The organism is Acinetobacter sp. 197 (genome assembly GCF_048148385.1).
GTDB classification, from domain to species: Bacteria; Pseudomonadota; Gammaproteobacteria; order Pseudomonadales; family Moraxellaceae; genus Acinetobacter; species Acinetobacter pecorum.
Window position 1 is genome coordinate 1 of record NZ_JAYWZK010000029.1, and the last position, 3,291, is coordinate 3,291.

Here is a 3,291-nt window from a genome sequence, read left to right on the forward strand (position 1 = left end):
ACTAAATCAAGTTTGATCGTTTGATTTCGAATCAATTGAGCGTTATACAACAACTGTTTGGGTGTTGTATAGTCAAGCCTCACGAGCAATTAGTATTGGTCAGCTTCATGCATCACTGCACTTCCACATCCAACCTATCAACGTCGTAGTCTTCAACGGCTCTTTAGAGGACATAAAGTCCTAGGGAAATCTTATCTTGAGGTAGGCTTCCCGCTTAGATGCTTTCAGCGGTTATCCCTTCCGAACATAGCTACCCGGCGATGCGACTGGCGTCACAACCGGTACACCAGAGGTTCGTCCACTCTGGTCCTCTCGTACTAGGAGCAGATCCTCTCAAATTTCCAACGCCCACGGTAGATAGGGACCGAACTGTCTCACGACGTTCTAAACCCAGCTCGCGTACCTCTTTAAATGGCGAACAGCCATACCCTTGGGACCTGCTTCAGCCCCAGGATGAGATGAGCCGACATCGAGGTGCCAAACACCGCCGTCGATATGAACTCTTGGGCGGTATCAGCCTGTTATCCCCAGAGTACCTTTTATCCGTTGAGCGATGGCCCTTCCATACAGAACCACCGGATCACTAAGACCTACTTTCGTACCTGCTCGACTTGTGGGTCTCGCAGTTAAGCGCGCTTTTGCCTTTATACTCTACGCGTGATTTCCGACCACGCTGAGCGCACCTTCGTACTCCTCCGTTACTCTTTAGGAGGAGACCGCCCCAGTCAAACTACCCACCAGACATGGTCCTCGCTCCAGATCATGGAGCAGAGTTAGAACCTCAATATTACCAGGGTGGTATTTCAAGATTGGCTCCACAGCAACTAGCGTCGCTGCTTCAAAGCCTCCCACCTATCCTACACAAGTAAGATCAAAGTTCAATGTCAAGCTGCAGTAAAGGTTCACGGGGTCTTTCCGTCTAGCCGCGGGTACACCGCATCTTCACGGCGAATTCGATTTCACTGAGTCTCTGCTGGAGACAGCGCCCCCATCATTATGCCATTCGTGCAGGTCGGAACTTACCCGACAAGGAATTTCGCTACCTTAGGACCGTTATAGTTACGGCCGCCGTTTACTGGGGCTTCGATCAAGAGCTTCGCTTACGCTAACCCCATCAATTAACCTTCCAGCACCGGGCAGGCATCACACCCTATACGTCCACTTTCGTGTTTGCAGAGTGCTATGTTTTTAATAAACAGTTGCAGGGGCCTGGTTTCTGTGGCTGCTCTCAGCTCAGGAAGCAAGTTCCATCACCAAAAGCAGCGTACCTTCTCCCGAAGTTACGGTACCATTTTGCCTAGTTCCTTCAGCAGAGTTCTCTCAAGCGCTTTGGTCTACTCGACCTGACCACCTGTGTCGGTTTCGGGTACGATTCCTGTGTAACTGAAGCTTAGAGACTTTTCCTGGAAGCATGGTATCAGCCACTTCACTGTACAAGTACAGCTTGCTATCAGCTCTCAGCATAGAGCACCCCGGATTTGCCTAAGATGCATGCCTACAACCTTCCACCTGGACAACCAACGCCAGGCTGACTTAACCTTCTCCGTCCTCTCATCGCATTACACAGAAGTATTGGAATATTAACCAATTTCCCATCGACTACGCCTCTCGGCCTCGCCTTAGGGGTCGACTCACCCAGCCCCGATTAACGTTGGACTGGAACCCTTGGTCTTTCAGCGTGCGAGTTTTTCACTCGCATTGTCGTTACTCACGTCAGCATTCGCACTTCTGATACCTCCAGCAGACTTCTCAATCCACCTTCATCGGCTTACAGAACGCTCCCCTACCACTTGCAATAAATTGCAAATCCGCAGCTTCGGCACATAGTTTTAGCCCCGTTACATCTTCCGCGCAGGCCGACTCGACTAGTGAGCTATTACGCTTTCTTTAAAGGGTGGCTGCTTCTAAGCCAACCTCCTAGCTGTCTATGCCTTCCCACATCGTTTCCCACTTAACTATGATTTTGGGGCCTTAGCTGGCGGTCTGGATTGTTTTCCTCTTGACTACGGACGTTAGCACCCGCAGTCTGTCTCCCGGATAGTACTCATTGGTATTCGGAGTTTGCATCGGTTTGGTAAGTCGGGATGACCCCCTAGCCGAAACAGTGCTCTACCCCCAATGGTATTCGTCCGAGGCGCTACCTAAATAGCTTTCGGGGAGAACCAGCTATCACCAAGTTTGATTAGCCTTTCACCCCTATCCACAAGTCATCCCCTGGCTTTTCAACGACAGTGGGTTCGGTCCTCCAGTTAGTGTTACCCAACCTTCAACCTGCTCATGGATAGATCACCTGGTTTCGGGTCTATACCCAGCAACTAATGCGCCCTATTAAGACTCGGTTTCCCTACGGCTCCCCTATTCGGTTAACCTCGCTACTGAATATAAGTCGCTGACCCATTATACAAAAGGTACGCAGTCACCGAACAAGTCGGCTCCCACTGCTTGTATGCATGCGGTTTCAGGATCTATTTCACTCCCCTCACAGGGGTTCTTTTCGCCTTTCCCTCACGGTACTGGTTCACTATCGGTCAGTCAGGAGTATTTAGCCTTGGAGGATGGTCCCCCCATATTCAGACAAGGTTTCACGTGCCTCGCCCTACTCGACATCATTATCTAAGCCCTTTCGTGTACAGGACTATCACCCACTATGGTTGCACTTCCCAGAGCATTCCACTAGAACTTAGATAACTTAATGGGCTCTTCCCCTTTCGCTCGCCGCTACTGAGGGAATCTCAATTGATTTCTTTTCCTAAGGGTACTGAGATGTTTCACTTCCCCTCGTTCGCCTTGCATGACTATGTATTCATCATGCAATACCTACCTTATGGTAAGTGGGTTTCCCCATTCAGACATCTCCGGATCACAGGATATTTGCCGCCTCCCCGGAGCTTTTCGCAGGCTATCACGTCTTTCATCGCCTCTGACTGCCAAGGCATCCACCACATGCACTTAATTACTTGACTATACAACCCCAAACAGTCGTTTATCCTTACAAGTAGGATAAGCAACAGATTGTGATGATCTCTCATCACGCTCATACAGTTGGCGTTTCGTAGATTTAACTACAGTACAGCTTCAATTAGATTCATATACCAAAACGCTTGATTCAGTTAATTTCGCTAGTAAATCATTGTTTGATTCATAGTTGCCTATGTTTCATTCAATGAGTTATGAACAAATTATTTCAACTCAAATATATTCTGTTAATGATTTTTCCAGCCTTCGTCAGGTCAGGAAACTGTGATAAATCACAGAGATTATCAAGTGCGCGTATCATAACGCTTGTACTTG

Annotated in this window: 1 rRNA gene; it reads right to left on the bottom strand. The window is 48.7% G+C overall.

What is annotated here, in order from left to right:
* Positions 1 to 68 precede the first annotated feature (68 nt).
* Positions 69 to 2,963 (bottom strand): 23S ribosomal RNA (locus VXQ11_RS15540).
* Positions 2,964 to 3,291 lie beyond the last annotated feature (328 nt).